Annotated in this window: 12 protein-coding genes and 1 tRNA gene; 5 read left to right on the top strand and 8 right to left on the bottom strand. The window is 60.5% G+C overall.

Translation table 11 applies throughout. From position 1 onward, the window contains the following. Positions 1–178: 178 nt before the first annotated feature. Together ACMUVN_RS14085 and rpoZ are read right to left on the bottom strand one after the other, a co-directional pair. Positions 179–2413 carry a RelA/SpoT family protein gene (locus ACMUVN_RS14085; RefSeq protein ID WP_047616251.1) on the bottom strand — a complete coding sequence of 745 codons (2235 nt, stop codon included), beginning with the start codon at positions 2411–2413 and terminating at the stop codon, positions 179–181. A gap of 181 nt (positions 2414–2594) precedes the next feature. Further along, positions 2595–2999 (bottom strand): DNA-directed RNA polymerase subunit omega, encoded by a 405-nt coding sequence (gene rpoZ, locus ACMUVN_RS14080; RefSeq protein ID WP_003574261.1) that lies wholly within the window; start codon positions 2997–2999, stop codon positions 2595–2597. 297 nt (positions 3000–3296) lie between these two features. Here rpoZ and ACMUVN_RS14075 point away from each other — a divergent pair, with 297 nt between their 5' ends. Beyond that, positions 3297–3878, top strand: coding sequence for an NYN domain-containing protein (locus ACMUVN_RS14075; RefSeq protein ID WP_028758247.1), 582 nt, complete (start codon positions 3297–3299; stop codon positions 3876–3878). A gap of 108 nt (positions 3879–3986) precedes the next feature. On the opposite strand, the gene smpB is transcribed toward ACMUVN_RS14075, so the two are convergent. Next, positions 3987–4466 (bottom strand): SsrA-binding protein SmpB, encoded by a 480-nt coding sequence (gene smpB / locus ACMUVN_RS14070; RefSeq protein ID WP_012557117.1) that lies wholly within the window; start codon positions 4464–4466, stop codon positions 3987–3989. Between the two features lie 116 nt (positions 4467–4582). Then, positions 4583–5467 (bottom strand): 4-hydroxy-tetrahydrodipicolinate synthase, encoded by an 885-nt coding sequence (gene dapA, locus ACMUVN_RS14065; protein ID WP_028758248.1) that lies wholly within the window; start codon positions 5465–5467, stop codon positions 4583–4585. Between the two features lie 214 nt (positions 5468–5681). Between dapA and ACMUVN_RS14060 the strand changes: the two genes are divergently transcribed. Then, positions 5682–7757 (top strand): lytic transglycosylase domain-containing protein, encoded by a 2076-nt coding sequence (locus tag ACMUVN_RS14060; protein ID WP_048338679.1) that lies wholly within the window; start codon positions 5682–5684, stop codon positions 7755–7757. A 65-nt stretch (positions 7758–7822) separates the two neighbouring features. Further along, positions 7823–8719, top strand: a complete 897-nt coding sequence (locus ACMUVN_RS14055) for an alpha/beta fold hydrolase (protein ID WP_047616240.1) — start codon at positions 7823–7825, stop codon at positions 8717–8719. A gap of 90 nt (positions 8720–8809) precedes the next feature. Here the strand turns inward: ACMUVN_RS14055 and ACMUVN_RS14050 are convergent, their stop codons facing one another. The 4 genes from ACMUVN_RS14050 to ACMUVN_RS14035 form a co-directional block, all read right to left on the bottom strand. After that, a complete protein-coding gene (locus ACMUVN_RS14050; RefSeq protein WP_047616236.1) occupies positions 8810–9817 on the bottom strand; it encodes a porin in 1008 nt (335 codons plus the stop codon). Between the two features lie 668 nt (positions 9818–10485). Then, positions 10486–10576: transfer RNA gene (locus ACMUVN_RS14045), tRNA-Ser, on the bottom strand. Positions 10577–10817: 241 nt separating this feature from the next. Next, positions 10818–12035 carry an NAD(P)/FAD-dependent oxidoreductase gene (locus ACMUVN_RS14040; protein WP_127430673.1) on the bottom strand — a complete coding sequence of 406 codons (1218 nt, stop codon included), beginning with the start codon at positions 12033–12035 and terminating at the stop codon, positions 10818–10820. 184 nt (positions 12036–12219) lie between these two features. Beyond that, positions 12220–13335 (bottom strand): Gfo/Idh/MocA family protein, encoded by a 1116-nt coding sequence (locus ACMUVN_RS14035; RefSeq protein ID WP_183908333.1) that lies wholly within the window; start codon positions 13333–13335, stop codon positions 12220–12222. A gap of 207 nt (positions 13336–13542) precedes the next feature. Between ACMUVN_RS14035 and ACMUVN_RS14030 the strand changes: the two genes are divergently transcribed. After that, a complete protein-coding gene (locus tag ACMUVN_RS14030; RefSeq protein ID WP_097623044.1) occupies positions 13543–14418 on the top strand; it encodes a MurR/RpiR family transcriptional regulator in 876 nt (291 codons plus the stop codon). A gap of 92 nt (positions 14419–14510) precedes the next feature. Then, positions 14511–16445 (top strand): bifunctional 5-dehydro-2-deoxygluconokinase/5-dehydro-2-deoxyphosphogluconate aldolase, encoded by a 1935-nt coding sequence (locus ACMUVN_RS14025; RefSeq protein WP_414815193.1) that lies wholly within the window; start codon positions 14511–14513, stop codon positions 16443–16445. The last annotated feature ends 157 nt before the right edge of the window (positions 16446–16602 follow it).

Genomic DNA, 16602 nt, shown 5'->3' with positions numbered 1-16602 from the left:
CTGTTTGCGTTTCGATGATCAGAAGATAGGCCCGGCGCAGGTTAATTACTACAGCCGCAACATGGAGACAGCCATGTGCCTAATGCATTGCTTGCCTTTTTGGTGCTCCACATTGCGCACAAAACGATCATAAAATATGCAATCTCTCGCCCAGCCCACTGACAGGCTTAACAAAAGCTTACTCGTAAAGCCGCCGAACGGTGGCGATGCAATCCAGTTCCTTCATCTGGGCGAGCAGCTGATTGAGCTGGCGCAAGTCCCAGACCTCGACCTCGAGCATCATTTCGGTGAAATCGGCCGCCACCCGCACCGTGTTCAGAAGGCGAATATTGACGTCGAGGCCTGCGACCGTCTGGGCGACCTTGGCGAGCGTGCCGGGCTCATTCAACCCATTGACCATGATGCGCGCCATGAAACGCGACTTGTTGGCTTCGTCGAGATCCCAGCGGACGTCGATCCAGCGGTCGGGCTGATCGTCGAAGCGCTGCAGGCTCGGCGACTGGATCGGATAGATGGTGATGCCGTTGCCCTGGTCCATGATGCCGACGATGCGATCGCCAGGCACAGCACCAGTCGGCGCGAACTTGACGTCGACATTGCCGGACAGACCGCGGATCGGACCGATATCGGCATGCGTGTCGACTTCCGAATGGCCGCCGTCGGGCCCGGCCTTGGTCTTGCCGGGGATCTTGAAGATCATGCCGGCCGCACTGCGCACGTTGAACCAGCCGTCGTCGCCTGATGGTTTCACGGTGACGCGCTCGTCCTGATGATCGGGATAGACGGCGCGAAGCACATCGAGCGAGGACATCTCGCCACGGCCGACGGCGGCAATCGCATCCTCGACATCCTTCTGGCCGAGACGGTGTAGCGCCGGCTTCATCGCCTCGCGCGAGAAGATCTTGCCGGCCCTGTCGAAGGTACGCTCGAGAATGCGGTGACCGAGGCCGGCATATTGCTTGCGGATCGCCATGCGGGTGGCGCGGCGGATGGCGGCGCGCGCCTTGCCGGTCACGACGATCTCTTCCCAGGCGGCGGGCGGAACCTGCACGCCGGAGCGGATGATCTCGACCTCGTCGCCATTGGCAAGCCGCGTCACCAGCGGCATGATACGGCCGTTGATCTTGGCGCCCACCGTGGTGTCGCCGATATTGGTGTGCACCGCATAGGCGAAATCGATCGGGGTGGCGCCACGCGGCAGGGCAATCAGCTTGCCCTTCGGCGTGAAGCAGAAGACCTGGTCCTGGAAGAGCTCAAGCTTGGTGTGTTCGAGGAATTCTTCCGGGCTGTCGCCCTCGGCGAGCGCCTCGATCGTATGGCGCAGCCAGGAATAGGCGTTGGATTCGCGCGAAAGGATGTCGCCGTCGGCATTGGTGGCGCCGTCCTTGTAAAGCGCGTGGGCGGCGATGCCGAATTCGGCGATTTCGTGCATGCGCTTGGTGCGGATCTGCAGTTCGATGCGCTGGCTGGACGGACCGACGATGGTGGTGTGCAGCGACCGGTAATCATTCTGCTTTGGCGTCGAAATATAGTCCTTGAAGCGGCCGGGCACGACGCGCCAGCGCGTGTGGACGATGCCGAGCGCCCGATAGCAGGACGGGATGTCCTCGACGATCAGGCGGAAGCCGTAGACATCGGAAAGCTGCTCGAAGGAAAGAGACTTCGACTGCATCTTGCGAAAGACCGAATAGGGCTTCTTCTGTCGGCCCTTGACATAGGCGCTCGTCAACCCGCTTGCGACCAGCAGGTCGCGCAGTTCGGCCTCGATCTTCTTGACGATGCCCTCGTTGCGCTTCGAAAGCTCTTCCAGCCTTTTGGTGACGGTCTCGTAGGCTTCCGGGTTCATATGCCGGAAGGAGAGTTCCTCGAGTTCCTCACGCATGTCCTGCATGCCCATGCGGCCGGCCAGCGGCGCATAGATTTCCATCGTCTCCTCGGAGATGCGGGCGCGCTTGTCGGCCGACATGTGATCGAGGGTGCGCATATTGTGCAGGCGATCGGCAAGCTTGACGAGCAGCACACGCACATCATCGGATATGGCGAGCAGCAGCTTACGCAGGTTTTCCGCCTGCTTGGCCTTCTTGGTGACGAGATCGAGCTTCTTGATCTTCGTCAGCCCCTCGACCAGGCGGCCGATATCCTCGCCGAACAGTTCGTCGATCTCGGCGCGCGTCGCCGTCGTATCCTCGATCGTGTCGTGCAGAAGGGCAACCGCGATCGTCGATTCATCGAGGTGCATGTCGGTGAGGATGGCGGCGACTTCGAGCGGATGAGAAATATAGGGATCGCCGCTCGCGCGCTTTTGCTGGCCATGCTTCTGCATGGCGTAGACATAGGCTTTGTTCAGCAGTGCTTCATTGGCATCGGGCTTGTATTGCTGAACCCGCTCCACGAGCTCGTACTGCCGCATCATTCCAAAGCCACTCCGATAAAAATAAAAGCGCGCCAATCAACGATTGGCGCACACATGGGCAATAATATGCCTAAGCAATAAAGGCGCAAGATTGACGATTGGTAATCATCGCTCTTTTGCATCGCATGAAGCTGTTTCGGTATCACATCTGACCGATGTGACCGGGATCCGGCCTATGCGCTTAGTAGTCGTCGCTCTTTTCCGGCGGCACCAGGCCTTCGATGCCGGCAAGCAGCTCTTCTTCCGACATCTGGTCGAAAGTGATCGTCTCCGGCAGGTCGTCCTGCTCCTCGCTGTCGGCTGCGGCGACGCCGCCGGCGGCGATCATGCTTGCCGGATCGGGCTCGGGCTCGTCGACTTCGACATGCTTCTGCAGCGAATGGATCAGATCTTCCTTGAGGTCATCGGGCGAAAGCGTCTCGTCGGCGATTTCGCGCAGGGCCACGACAGGATTCTTGTCATTGTCGCGATCGATGGTGATCGAGGCACCCTGGGAAATCAGCCGGGCGCGGTGGCTGGCGAGCAGAACCAGCTCGAAGCGGTTCTCCACCTTGTCGATGCAATCTTCAACTGTGACACGGGCCATTGCCTGTCCTTTGCGGTCGTCATTTCGGGATTAGCACGCCCGATACAATTAAAACCGGGCAAATACAAGTTTTTCATTCCGGCGCCCCTCGTCTTTATCCGCGACTGAGCTAAATTTCCATGGAGAATGTCATAATTCCACCGAAGGTTGCTTGGAATATGCCGAATCGTGCCCTAAATCTTTCATATATGAATAATTCATAAAGTAAGGATCAAAGCGAAATAGAAACGCAAGATATTGTTTTTATTGAAGTTTGTCACCTGCGGATTTCGATTGCTCTCATTGGATTGGTAAGCGATGTTTGACCCACGCGAAAAAATTGCACTCTTCATTGACGGCGCCAACCTCTACGCTGCATCCAAGAGCCTCGGCTTCGACATAGATTACCGCAAGCTGTTGAAAGCATTCCAGAAACGCGGTTATCTGCTGCGCGCTTATTATTATACCGCTCTGATCGAGGATCAGGAATATTCATCGATCCGGCCGCTGATCGACTGGCTCGACTACAACGGCTACAAAGTCGTGACCAAGCCCGCCAAGGAATTCACAGATTCCATGGGTCGCCGGAAGATCAAGGGCAACATGGACATCGAGCTTGCGATCGACGCCATGGAACAGTCCGAGACGGTCGATCATCTTGTCATCTTCTCCGGCGACGGCGATTTCACCAATCTGGTCGAGGCGCTGCAGCGCAGAGGCCGCAAGGTCTCGGTGATCTCAACCATGGCGACGCAGCCGCCGATGATCGCCGACGACCTGCGTCGGCAGGCCGATCATTTCATCGATCTCTTGTCTTTGAAGGCTGAAATCGGTCGTGATCCTTCCGAGCGGGCGCCACGTCCGGTCGAAGTCGTCCCGGCCAGCGATTTCGAGGAGTGATCTCTCCACCATCTCGAAGCGGAGCTGCGAAGCTCCGCGGCACGGCAGCCGCGTTCCCGCATCGCCATGCTTTGGCATGCGTGCTGAACGACAGCGGCCGATCTTAGATCAGCCATTGTCCTTCAGCAGGCGGCTCTTCTGCCGGTTCCAATCGCGTTCTTTCTCCGACTCGCGCTTGTCATGCAATTTTTTACCCTTGGCGAGCGCCAGTTCCATCTTCGCCCGACCGCGATCGTTGAAATAGATCTTCAGCGGGATCAGCGTCATGCCTTCACGGTTGACGGCAGAACGCAGGCGATGAATCTCACGGCCCGACAGCAGCAGCTTGCGGCGTCGGCGCGGTTCGTGATTGAAGCGGTTGGCCTGCAGATATTCCGGCAGATAGGAATTGATCAGCCAGATCTCGCCCCCCTCATCCGAGGCATAGGATTCGGCGATATTGGCCTTGCCCTCGCGCAGCGATTTGACCTCCGTGCCCATCAGCACGAGGCCGGCCTCGTAGGTATCGATGATCTCGTAGTTGAAGCGGGCCTTGCGGTTTTCGGCCACGACCTTGTTCACCACGCGCTGGCTGCCTTTGGGGGCCATGACGACATTCCATTCATTTAGAGCGCGAAAAGCCGCGCCCTCATTCCCGACCTCTATGTGAGGGCTTGCCCTTTATGTAAGGGAGCGACCCGGCCTTGTGAAGATGGCCGGTCTTTTCAGTTCAGCAGGCCGGCATGGCGCAGCGCGGCGTCGATTGCCGTTTCCGTGGCCGGCTCCAGCGTCGAAAGCAGCGGCGAGCGGACGTTGCGGCTCATGCGGCCAAGCCTGGAGAGCCCGTATTTGGCGCCGCAAAGACCCGGCTCGAGGAAGATCGCCTTGTGCAGCGGCATCAGCCGATCCTGATATTCCAGGGCGCGGGCATAATCGCCTGCGAGCGTCGCCGCCTGGAACTCGGCGCAGAGCCGCGGGGCGACATTGGCCGTTACCGAAATACAGCCGACACCGCCATGGGCGTTGAAGCCGAGCGCCGTCGCATCCTCGCCGGACAACTGCCGGAAATCCGTGCCGCAGGTGATGCGCTGTTCGGAGACGCGCTCGATCTTACCCGTTGCATCCTTGACGCCGACGATATTGCTGTGCGCCTTGGCGAGCGCCCCCATCGTTTCCGGCGTCATGTCGACCACCGAGCGGCCGGGGATGTTATAGATATAGATCGGCAGATCGACGGCCTCGGCGATCGCCGAAAAATGCGCGATCAAACCCTTCTGCGTCGGCTTGTTGTAATAGGGAGTGACGACCAGAACGGCGTTCGCACCGACCTTTTCGGCATGCTGGGCAAGCTCGATCGCCTCACGCGTATTGTTCGAGCCGGCGCCGGCCATGACGGGGACGCGTTTTGCAGCAACCTCGATGCAGAGTTCCACGACCCGCTTGTGTTCGGCATGCGACAGCGTCGGGGATTCGCCCGTCGTGCCGACCGGAACGAGACCGGCGCTGCCTTCCTTGATCTGCCAGTCGACATGAGCGGCGAAACTATCTTCGTCGATCAGTCCGGCGTCGGTGAAGGGGGTGACGAGGGCGGGAATGGACCCATTGAACATGCAAAGCTCCTCACGACCAAATCCTTGCTTCGGCCGCATTCCATGAATAAGAGTTGCGCACCATAGAGCGCCGAAATCATCGCGACAAGCGCGGAGAGTTCGGTTTAGGGCAAATTCCGATAGCAGATGTGAATGAATTTTACCTGGTACGGTAAGGTTTCGTTAAGATGCCTCTAGCCTAATGGCAGGGCGTGTTTTCGGTGCGAGATCCCGGATGAAGAAAGCTGTCCTGATTCTGTCCGCCTTCGGCTTCATTGCCGCCGCGTGGGGCAGCGTTGCGTCGCCGCTTCCCGGCGAGAGCGCTGCCATGCCTGATGTCAAGCCGCTCGGCTTCATCCCCGAGACATCCATACCGGAAGCGATCACAACAGGCGCCATCCCGCGCAATCCGGCAGTGGCGCCTGTCAACAGCGACCTGAAAACCGGCCTCGACGCGCTTTCCGACAAGGACCCGCAGCTGGCGCTTTCGATCCGCGACAGCATGCGCGACGATACGCTTGACCGCCATATCCTCACCTGGGCGATCGCCGTTTCTGGATTGAAGGGCGTTCCCTCCTATGAAATCGCCAGCGCCGCGCAGGAGCTCAAGGGCTGGCCGGGTCTTTCGCGGCTGCGCGCCTATTCCGAGCGCGCGCTCTATGACGAAAATCCCGCCCCTTCCGCCGTGCTCGCCGCCTTCGGCGATACTGCGCCTGAGACGATGCAGGGCGCCGTCATCCTCGGCCGGGCGCTGGTTGCGACAGGCAAGCAGGCGCAGGCAGCAAAATATATCCGCAAGGTCTGGCGCGGAGAGGCTCTCGACAAGGCGACGGAAGACAAGATCCTCATCGAGTTTTCCGCGCTGCTGACGCCTGCCGACCATAAGGCGCGGATGGACTATCTGATGTATCGCGGCCGGGTGGCGCAGGCCAAGCGCTTCGGCGACATGGGCCAGGCGCAGTCGCTCTACAAGGCCTGGGCTGCCGTCGACGCCAAGGCCGGCAATGCCGGCGCCCTGCTTAACGCCGTCGATGCGAGATGGCGCGGCGATGCCGGCCTGCTGTTTGCCCGGATCGAATATCTGCGCAAGCAGGACAAATATGCCGAAGCGGCGGCGCTGCTGGAGCAGATGCCGCCCGAGCGCAGCGAACTCGTCAATTCCGGCGAGTGGTGGAACGAGCAGCGGATCATCAGCCGCGGCCTCGTCGACCAGGGGCAATTCAAGCCCGCCTATCGCATCGTCGCAAACTACGCCGCAACAAGCCCGACGGATATCGTCGAGGCCGAGTTCCATGCCGGATGGTACGCGCTTCGCGGCCTGCAGGACCCGACAACGGCGGAAAGACACTTCCGCAAGATCCTCCAGACATCAAACGGGCCGATCTCGGTTTCACGCGCCTGGTATTGGCTGGGCCGGGCAGCGGAGGCCGGCGGCCCCGGCCAATCCAGTGAATTCTATACGAAAGCCGCGAGTTTTCCCGGCACCTTCTACGGTCAGCTCGCGGCCGAACGGCTGGGGCGAAAGACGCTGAACGTCGCCTATCCCTCACCGAGCACGGCCGACCGGCAACGCTTCCAGGCGCGCGAAGCCGTGCAGGCGATCGCCCGGCTGGAAGCCGCAGGCCATGGATGGCGGGCCGATATTCTCTATCTCGCGCTCGCCGATCAGCTGCAGAGCCCCGGTGAATTGGCCGTCCTTGCAGCAAAGGCCGAGCAATCCGGCGATCATCATCTCTCGTTGCAGATCGGCAAGATCGCTTACGGGCGCGGCATCGATGTCGCAGCGCTGGCCTTTCCGGTCGGCGTGATCCCAGCGAACGCCAATATATCAGGCTCCGGCAAGGCACTCGCCTATGCCATCGCCCGGCAGGAAAGCGCCTTCAACCCGGCCGCCGTTTCGGCGGCGAATGCGCGCGGCCTGCTGCAGCTTCTGCCGGGAACAGCCCAGGCGGTGGCCAAGCGCCACAATATTACCTATTCCAAAGACAAACTGACGGCCGATGCCGGCTACAACGCGACGCTCGGCGCGCATTATCTCGGCGAGCAGATAGACGCCTTTGGCGGCTCCTATATCCTCACCTTCATTGCCTACAATGCCGGGCCGAAGCGGGTGCCGGAATGGATCGGCCGCTACGGCGATCCGCGCGGCAGGCCGATCGACGAGATCGTCGACTGGATCGAGCGCATCCCCTTCCCCGAAACGCGCAACTATGTGCAGCGGGTGATGGAGAATTACGAAGTCTACAAGGCCCGCCTTGGCCAGCCGACCGATATCGAACGCGACCTGATCGGCGGACGCAGCGCCTCCTGAAGCCGTTTGGTGCGGCTCGCAAAGCAGGCTACATCTTCGGGATCAACAGATCTCGAGGGGATGCGATGCCGGATACTTACGCAGGCGATTTCCAGGAACGGTTTTACACATCTTCCGACGGGCTGAGGCTTTATGCCCGCGACTACCGGCCCGACGAGGCCCTAACAGGCGGACGGCTGCCGGTAATCTGCCTGCCCGGGCTGACCCGCAATACGCGGGATTTTCATCGGCTGGCGCTGCTTCTCTCCCGCGACAGAACATCGCCGCGCAGGGTCATCGCACTCGATTCGCGCGGCCGGGGAAACTCGGCATGGGACGAGAATAAGGCGAACTACAATCTCGCCGTCGAAGCCGGCGACGTCATAGCCGCCTGCGCGGCGCTCGGCTTCGAGCGGGCGATCTTCATCGGCACATCGCGCGGCGGGCTGATCCTGCATCTGATCGCAGCGACGCGTCCGGCTCTCCTCGAAGCCGTCATCCTCAACGATATCGGGCCTGTGATCGAAGCTGAGGGGCTGGCACGAATCCGAGATTACCTCAACAACGGCAGGCAGCCGGCGGAGTGGAGCGAGGCGGCCGATATATTGAAGGAAAATCATGGGGCGTCGTTTACCGCACTTGCGGGGGAAGACTGGCGCGAGATGGCGCTTGCGCTTTATCGCGACGTCGGCGGAAGGCCGGTCGCCGATTTCGATCCGGCGATCGCAGAGGCACTCAAATCGGTCGATTTCAGCCAGCCGCTACCCGATCTGTGGGAGCAATTCGAAAGCCTGAGCCGGTTGCCGCTCATGTTGATCCGCGGCGAGAATACGTCGCTGCTCTCAAAGCAGACGGCCGACGAAATGGCACGCCGCCATTCCGGACTGGTTCTGCACACCGCGGCGAAGCAAGGGCATGCACCGCTCCTCCATCTCGGCAGAATCCCCGCAATGATTCAGGCTTTTCTCGCCAATTGCCGATAAGCGCTTTGATCTCCATCTATCGAGACAGTGACCAAAAGCAGAAAGCCCGGCTCAAGAGCCGGGCTTTCCGTATTGCCTAATCTGGTCAGATTAGAACGCACGCTGCAGGCGGAAGTAGCCCGTCGTGGAGTCGTCAGCATCTTCCGGATCGAGGTACTGAACCGAAGCCTTGGCGTAGAAGTTGTCGACGATCTGGTAATCAACCGTCAGACCGGCCTTCCAGGCATCGCCGTTGCCGAAGTCGTCGCCAGAAACGTAGTAGTCGCTGTAGTACTGGACGCCAGGGGTGATCTTGAGCTTGTCGGTTGCCTTGATTGCGTATTCGGCAGCAACAGCCCATTCAGCCTTGGTGTAGTAGGAGCTCGGGCCGGTAGCGTATACGGCAGCGAGGCCGAGCGTGCCGGGACCGATGTCAACCGTACCCATTGCACGGACAGCACCTTCTTCGTTGTCGACGTCGTAGCCGGCAGTGATCTGGTAGCTGAACGCGCCAGCCTTGCCGCCGAGACCGACTGCAACACCAACGTTGTTGGCTTCTTCGTCCGTCTTGTAGAAGCCGTCTTCGAGTTCATCGACGCTGATGCCAGCGTAGAAGTCAGAGGTTTCGTACTGATAACGGATGGAGTTATGCAGGGTGACCGGAGAGCCGATATCGTCGGTTTCGCCAGAGAGGCCATCGTCCCACCAGCTGTAGAACAGACCAGCGCGGAAGCCGGCGATGTCGAGGTAAGCGGAGTCGAGCTTGGCACCCTGAGAGGAGGCATTGTCAGCATTGAACTGCATGACGATGACGCCGGTCAGCGGACCGTATTCGGTGTCGCTCTTGGCCGTGAACTGAACCTGACCGCGGCTGAAGGCATCCCAGTCAGAGTCGCCGCCGACATCTTCGCCGACGTTAACCTGGAAACGGATGTAGCCGTTGATCTTGAGGCAGGTTTCGGTGCCCGGGATGTAGAAATAGCCGGTGCCGTAAGCGTCGCAAACGCGGACGTATTCAACCGGTTCCGGCTCGGCAGCAACGATAGCGTCAGCAGCCTGAGCACCGGAAACTACTGCGAGAGCAGCAGCGGAGCCGAGAAGAAGGCTCTTGATGTTCATAAATGACCTCCAATTCAAAGTTTCGATCGGGTTTGGGATCTTTCGCTGAGCAGCGTTCCCTGCCCCATCCCCGTGTTTCAAGAAGTGGACGATCAGTCGCCCTTGCTTCCGACGCTGAAAATACAAGACGGAAGCCGTCACGCAATCACCAACTTACTCGGATGGGGGGTTTGCGGGAGCCTTCCCGACATTCTGTTGCTGAAAGGACACAAGTCGGGCAACCAGCCCCGATTTCCTTTATGCTTTGTTAAGAAAACCCTGATTTTGCGGCTGCTTAGCTCTGATCGACAAAGAATTGGACATGCGCTTTGTGACACATTCGCGACACTTTTTTGACAAAATCCGGTTCTTTCTGGGATACCGTAGCGCTGGGAAGCGTAACCGGAGGTGCACCAATCCGCTTTCGTCACCTGCCGATGCAGGGCGCGGGAAGTGATTCCCGCAAAGCGATTCTCTCGCTCGAGGCGGAGAGACCTTCCCGTCGCGTGGCCGCAAAGCCCCGCTGCATCATTCAATAAAACCGGCAACCGATTTAAGGAATTACGCAGCGACTCAAAGTCGCTTCAGCGTCCATTGTCCGCCTGAAAAGACGCGCGGCGCTGTAATCGACGAAGCGAATATGATTCCTGGCAGGAACTAAGAAGCGGCAGACTCTTGGAAAATCGGAATGGCGGAGAAGATGGGATTCGAACCCACGATACGCTTTTGACGTATACTCCCTTAGCAGGGGAGCGCCTTCGACCACTCGGCCACCTCTCCGGTGCGGCCTAACTATGGTGACCGGCCTGTGAATGCAAGAGTTTTTTGAATTTTCACCAGAAGAAATACAGCAGGCAGCCTTTCGGCTGGCTGCGCAAACAGAACGGCATTTCCTGCCGTGATCAGAAGAAATTAATCGCGCTTCGTTGTCTTGGCGAAAGACGCCGAGCCTTGCCGCCCGGCCTCCGGCAGGATCAGCGAATCCAGGACGGCGTTACCGCCGGCGCCAACAGGTGCTGATTTAGCCGAGCAGCCTCTTGAGGTCGGCAGAGGGGTCGGCGAGAATCGATCTGTCGGGATTGATCCCGGATTCCAGCAGTTTCTTTCCGGTCACATAGGCTTTCGCGTCGTTTATCGCATCGACGGCAATCAGCAGGCCATCCCTGAAGTACCAGACGGAGTGGGCGCCTTCGCGGGCGCCGGGGCGCAGCAGCGTCTCATCATAGCCGAGATTGAAGCCGGCGATCTGCAGCTTGACGTCATACTGATCGGACCAGAACCATGGCTTCGGCTCATAAGGCTCGCTGCCGCCGGCGATGACGGCAGCCGCCGCTTCGGCCTGGTCGACGGCGTTCTGCACCGATTCGAGCCTGATGCGGCCGCCCTGCCAGGGAAGGGCCGCGCAATCACCGGCGGCAAAGATCGACGGATCGGAGGTGCGGGCGAATTCGTCGACGACAATGCCGTTGGCGACTTCGAGTCCGGCTTCCTTGGCGAGCTGGTCGTTCGGCGCAACGCCGATGCCGACGACGGCGAAGTCGATATCGATGACCGAACCGTCGGAAAGTGCGGCGCCGGTGACGCGGCCATCCGTGCCGATCAGATGCTTGAGCCCCGTCTTTTCCCGAATCATCACGTCATGGCTTTCATGGATCCCGCGCATGATGTCGGCGGTCTCCTTCGCCGCGACGCGCTGCAGGATACGGTCGGCCATCTCGATGACGGTCACCTCAAGGCCGCGATGGCGGGCGACGGCTGCCGCCTCGAGACCGATATAACCGCCGCCGATGATGAGGACGCGGCGACCGGGACGCATCTCTTCGGCGAGCAGATCGGCATCGCGCTTGTCGCGGGCGACATAGACGCCTTCGAGATCACCGCCGATTGCGGCCGGCAGCCGGCGCGGCGTCGAGCCGGTGGCCAGCGCCAGCGTGCCGTAATCGAGAACGGAGCCGTCCTGCAGGAGAACCTGCTTGGTGTCAGGCTTGATCTGCTCGGCCCAGGTCGAAACGCGAAGGTCGACATCGTTGTCGGCATACCAGTGCTCGGCGCGGAACAGCAGACGGTCGAATGCCATTTCGCCGAGCAGGTATTTCTTCGAAAGCGGCGGGCGCTGATAGGGCGCCACGTCCTCCGCGCCGATAAGGGTGATCGGGCGCGCGTCCTTCAACGCACGCAGCTTGGCCGCCAATGCGAAACCGGCCTGTCCCGCGCCGATGATCACCAGTCTATCCGTCACGATCTCACTCCTGAAGCTGCGCCCGACACTCGCGCCGAGGCTATCCCCTCCAACGCCGCACGTTTTTCAGACGCGCAAAGGACGCTGTAGCACTTTCAATTTGCCGCATACTCTTCAAATCGATTCCGATTTAAGGATTATGCAGCGGCCTGATACGCCGTCAACGGAAAGCGGCCTCTTACATTCAGCCGATCTCGATCCAGCGGCGCTCATGGAAGGACTGTGCCATGGCATGCACCGACTTCTCTATCCTGAGACCGTCTTCGAATGTCACGATCGACGACGGCTCGCCTGAAATTGCCCGGATCAGCTCGCGGCATTCGATGATCTTCAGATCGTTGAAGCCGAGGCCATGGCCGGGCGCCGGGATGAAGCGATCATAGGGCCGATGGGCGGGCGCCGCCAGTATCTTGCGGAAGCCCTGTTCGGAGCCGCGGCCCTCGGCCTGATAGAGTTCGAATTCGTTCATGCGCTCCTGGTCGTAGACGATCGAGCCTTTCGAGCCGAAAATCTGCAGGGCGATGCGGCCCTTGCGGCCCCAGGCGGCGCGATTCGCCATCAACACGGCGGAGATGCCGCCGCCAAGCCGCATCAGCACGTTGGCGCCATCGTGGTTTTCGACGGCACGGCGACCACCTTCGGTCAAAGGGCGATCGGCATAGGGTTTCACCATATCCGTTATGACGGCCTCGACATGGCCGAAGAGATACCAAAGCAGCGATAGCGGATGCACGGCGAAATCGTCGAGGGCGCCGTAGCCGGCGGAAAGCTCGCTCTTCCAATAAAAGAAGACATCGGGATCGGCCATGAAGTCCTCGTCCATCTCGACGCGGATGTGGTTGACCGTACCGATGGCGCCCTCCCCAATCAGCGTCCTGATATGCCGCATGACGGGATTCTGGATGTAATTGTAACCAAGGGCGGCGACCTTGCCGGACCGCTTTGCGGTTTCCAGCATGCGCTCGGCATCGGCATAGACCGGCGCCATCGGCTTTTCGCACCAGACATGCTTGCCGGCTTCGAGGGCTGCAATCGCCATCTCGGGGTGGAACTGATTGGGCGTCGTGACGGAGACGACGTCGACCTCGGGGTCGGCGATCAGCGCCCGCCAGTCCGCCGTCGCCTTCTCGAAGCCGAATTCACCGGCACGGGCCTCAGCAAGCCCGGCATTGGCTTCGGCCAGATGCACGAGACGCGGACGCTCGACATCGCCGAACACAGTCTTCACCGCATTCCACGCCAGCGCATGGCATTTGCCCATATAACCGGTGCCGATCAAACCGATGCCGAGTGGCTTCATTTCCGTCTCCTCCAGAGCTGCGCGCGGATTTTTGGAATATTTGGATCATTTTGACAAGAGACCTACGCATGGCATTTCTCGCGCCCTTCCCCGCACAACTGTCCAAAAGCCTTCAATTACAGGCGATTAAAAACAATTAGGCGTGTCGTTTGAAATCGTCTATGTTCGACAATATGGAATATTTGTTTCATCTCGTGAGCCGCAAGCATGGATAACGATCCCAAGAGGCACGCGCGTGTGCCGCGCGATTTTGAAAGCCTGCGCAGCACCATCATCGAGCGCAAGGCGAACATGCCGAAGCGGCTGGCGCAGGTCGCAGCCTTCGCGCTCGGCAATCCCGACGAAATCGCCTTCGGCACGACGGCGAGCATCGCGGCCGCCTCGGACGTCCAGCCCTCGACGCTGGTGCGCCTGGCGCATCATCTGGGGTATGGAGGCTTTTCCGACCTGCAGAGCATCTTTCGCGAAAGATTGCGCGACCGGACGCTGAGTTACGAAGAGCGGCTCGTCACGCTGGAGCAATCGAGCGGCGACGATGAGGACGCCAATCTGCTTTCCGGCTTCATTGCCGCGGCCAACCAGTCGGTCAACCGGTTGGCGGCGACAGTGCAGAGCGATACTTTCACGAAAGCGGTGAATATCCTTGCCGGCGCCGAGACGATCTATCTGATCGCCAAACGGCGCTCCTACCCGCTGACGGCGCACATGACCTACGCTTTTTCCAAGCTCAACATCCGCCACCAGATCGTCGCCTCGCCGAACGGCGTCGATCCGGAGATGGTGCAGTTTGCAACACCCAAGGATGCGGCGATCGCGGCGAGCTTCTCGCCCTATGCGGCCGACAGCCTCAGCCAGAGCCAGGAACTTGCCGACCGCGGCGTGCCCGTTATCGCGATCACCGATTCGGCTTTCTCGCCGCTTGCCGCCTGTGCCACGCACTGGTTCGAGGTGGCGGAGGCCGATTTCGCCGGCTTCCGCTCGCTTTCGGCTTCGATGGCGCTCACCATGGCACTGCCGGTTGCAATTGCCGAGCGGCGGCGCAAGCGGCAGCAGTCAAAACCTGTAAAAGGCAAAATGGAATAAACATTCCGAATTGACAAAATATCGGAACCAATGTTTCATTATTGAAAATTCGCAGGCACTGGAAGCCGCGCAAAATCTAGCGGGAGGACATCATGGTACAATCGAATCCGGGTTCGCAGCCGGAGCCGGCGCTTGATGTGATCACCATCGGCCGTTCCTCGGTCGATCTTTACGGTCAGCAGATCGGTTCACGGCTGGAGGATATCGCCTCCTTCGCCAAGTCCGTCGGTGGCTGCCCGGCCAATATCGCTATCGGCACGGCGCGGCTCGGCCTCAAATCCGGCCTCATCACCCGCGTCGGCGACGAGCAGATGGGACGCTTCATCCGCGAGCAGTCGGCGCGCGAAGGTGTCGCCACAGACGGTATCATCACCGACAAGGAGCGGCTGACGGCGCTGGTGCTGCTTGCGGTCGAGGCCGAGGGCGTCTCGCCGATGATCTTCTATCGATCGGACTGCGCCGATATGGCGCTCGATGAAGGCGATATCGACGAAAATTTCATCAGATCGTCGCGCGCCGTTCTCGTTTCCGGCACGCATTTCTCGCGGCCGAATACCGAGGCCGCGCAGCGCAAGGCGATCCGTATCGCCAAGGCGAACGGCCGCAAGGTAATCTTCGACATCGATTACCGGCCGAATCTCTGGGGACTTGCCGGCCATGCGGAAGGCTTCGAGCGCTACGTGAAATCCGACCGGGTCTCCTCGAAGATGAAGGAGACGCTGCCAGACTGCGACCTCATCGTCGGGACAGAAGAGGAAATCCTGATCGCTTCCGGCGCCGACGACGTGCTCGGTGCGCTGAAGGAGATTCGCCGCCTGTCGCCGGCAACGATCGTACTGAAGCGCGGCGCGATGGGCTGCATCGTCTATGACGGGCCGATTGCCGACGATCTCGAGGCCGGCATCGTCGGCCAGGGTTTCCCGATCGAAGTCTTCAACGTGCTCGGTGCCGGCGATGCCTTCATGTCCGGCTTCCTGCGCGGCTTCCTGCGCGACGAGCCGCTGAAGACGTGCGCCACCTGGGCCAATGCCTGCGGCGCCTTCGCCGTTTCCCGCCTGCTCTGCTCGCCGGAATATCCGACCTGGGCGGAACTCGACTTCTTCCTGACGAACGGCAGCAAACACCGGGCACTGCGCAAGGACGAGGCGATCAACCATATCCACTGGGCCTCGACCCGGCGCGGCGAAGTCCCGCTTCTGATGGCGCTGGCGATCGACCACCGCTCGCAGCTCGTCAGCGTCGCCGATGAGCTCGGCGTCGGCCATGAGAAGATCGGCGCCTTCAAGCGGCTGGCGGTCGCGGCGGCGGCGCGGGTGTCGAACGGCCGCGACGGCTACGGCATGCTGATCGACGAACGTTTCGGCCGCGACGCCTTCTTCGACGCGGCAACGAAGAATTTCTCCTGGATCGGCCGACCGGTGGAATTGCCGGGCTCGAAGCCGCTGCGCTTCGAATTCAGCCAGGATATCGGCTCGCAGCTTGTGGAATGGCCGCTCGGTCATTGCATCAAGTGCCTGTGCTTCTATCATCCCGATGATCCGGCTGACCTGAAGACGGAGCAGCAGGAGAAACTGCGCACGCTGTTCGAGGCCGCCCGCAAGGTCGGCCGCGAGTTGCTGGTGGAGATCATCGCCGGCAAGAACGGGCCGCTCACCGACGATACGATCGCGACCGCGCTGGAAGAGCTTTATGCGCTCGGCATCAAGCCGGACTGGTGGAAACTCGAGCCGCAGGCATCGAGCCAAGCCTGGAAGAAAATCGATGCGGTGATCGCCAATAATGATCCATGGTGCCGCGGTATCGTGCTCTTGGGCCTCGAGGCGCCCGCCGACGAGCTGATCTCCTGCTTCGAGGCGACGCTGGCGGCTCCCTCCGTCAAGGGCTTCGCCGTTGGCCGGACGATCTTTGCCGATCCGGCGCGCGCCTGGCTTTCGGGCGAAATAAACGACGAGGAGGCGATCGCCGACATGGCCGGCCGCTTCCGGCAACTGACCGAAGCGTGGCTGAAGACGCGTGGGCGTCACTGAGAATTAAGACCCTCCCCAACCCCTCCCCGCAAGGGGGAGGGACTTAACTTGAGGCTCGCCTCACGCCATGAGCGAACGTTCTTTTGGACGAGATCCTGCGGCGAGAATGGTGAGAGCCCGCCAGGTTAACCCCTCCCCTTGTGGGGAGGGGTTGGGG

Origin of the sequence: Rhizobium sp. IY2, assembly GCF_047532935.1 — a bacterium.
Lineage (GTDB): Bacteria > Pseudomonadota > Alphaproteobacteria > Rhizobiales > Rhizobiaceae > Rhizobium > Rhizobium anhuiense.
Note: the sequence above shows the minus strand (reverse complement) of the source record. Positions and strands in the feature narration are given on the sequence as shown.

Excerpts from the sequence above, each read along its gene's own strand:
- ACMUVN_RS14085 (WP_047616251.1), bottom strand. The coding sequence starts at position 2,413 with ATGATGCGGCAGTACGAGCTCGTGGAGCGGGTTCAGCAATACAAGCCC.
- rpoZ (WP_003574261.1), bottom strand. The coding sequence starts at position 2,999 with ATGGCCCGTGTCACAGTTGAAGATTGCATCGACAAGGTGGAGAACCGC.
- ACMUVN_RS14075 (WP_028758247.1), top strand. The coding sequence starts at position 3,297 with ATGTTTGACCCACGCGAAAAAATTGCACTCTTCATTGACGGCGCCAAC.
- smpB (WP_012557117.1), bottom strand. The coding sequence starts at position 4,466 with ATGGCCCCCAAAGGCAGCCAGCGCGTGGTGAACAAGGTCGTGGCCGAA.
- dapA (WP_028758248.1), bottom strand. The coding sequence starts at position 5,467 with ATGTTCAATGGGTCCATTCCCGCCCTCGTCACCCCCTTCACCGACGCC.
- ACMUVN_RS14060 (WP_048338679.1), top strand. The coding sequence starts at position 5,682 with ATGAAGAAAGCTGTCCTGATTCTGTCCGCCTTCGGCTTCATTGCCGCC.
- ACMUVN_RS14055 (WP_047616240.1), top strand. The coding sequence starts at position 7,823 with ATGCCGGATACTTACGCAGGCGATTTCCAGGAACGGTTTTACACATCT.
- ACMUVN_RS14050 (WP_047616236.1), bottom strand. The coding sequence starts at position 9,817 with ATGAACATCAAGAGCCTTCTTCTCGGCTCCGCTGCTGCTCTCGCAGTA.
- ACMUVN_RS14035 (WP_183908333.1), bottom strand. The coding sequence starts at position 13,335 with ATGAAGCCACTCGGCATCGGTTTGATCGGCACCGGTTATATGGGCAAA.
- ACMUVN_RS14030 (WP_097623044.1), top strand. The coding sequence starts at position 13,543 with ATGGATAACGATCCCAAGAGGCACGCGCGTGTGCCGCGCGATTTTGAA.
- ACMUVN_RS14025 (WP_414815193.1), top strand. The coding sequence starts at position 14,511 with ATGGTACAATCGAATCCGGGTTCGCAGCCGGAGCCGGCGCTTGATGTG.